This is a genomic window from Rhizobium sp. 18055 (genome assembly GCF_902706285.1).
Taxonomy (GTDB): domain Bacteria; phylum Pseudomonadota; class Alphaproteobacteria; order Rhizobiales; family Rhizobiaceae; genus Rhizobium.
Genome location: NZ_CACSKD010000211.1, coordinates 1 through 468, shown reverse-complemented (window position 1 = coordinate 468; position 468 = coordinate 1). Strand labels below are relative to the sequence as shown.

Below are 468 nucleotides of genomic sequence, written 5' to 3'. Positions count from 1 at the left end.
GGCTGCGCCGCAGGTAGAAGGCCGACAGCGACACCGTGCCGGTGCGCCCGCGCTCGATCCGCAGCAGCGTCGTGATCAGGTAGCCGCTGAGGAAGAAGAACACCGTGACGCCAAAACCCCCCGGCACCACGTGGCTGTAGCCGCAATGGGCCGCGAACACGATCAGGATCGCGAGCGCGCGCACCCCGTCGAGCTGGGGCAGGTAGGGCATCGTGCTCAGGCGCTCCCCGGGGCGCTGGGATCCGGACTCCGGCATGGCGGCGGCTGATCGTCCTTCACGGCACGGCCCGGCAGGGTGCGCCTTTTCCGCGCGAATCGATATCCGCCCCCGGGTCCGGAGGCGATCCCCCTCGATGGATGGTGAACGGGCCCCGCCGCGGGGGCGATTCACCGGAGGAGATTGGTAACCGTACCGCCCCATCATCCCGCCCGACCGCGCCGTCCCGGGCGCCGTCGGGAGTGTTGCGT

General features: G+C 70.9%; 1 protein-coding gene. It reads right to left on the bottom strand.

Annotated features, from left to right (window positions below):
- Positions 1-211: acyltransferase (locus GVL52_RS28770; protein ID WP_244619341.1), on the bottom strand; the 211-nt coding region annotated here is incomplete at its 3' end.
- Positions 212-468: the final 257 nt, after the last annotated feature.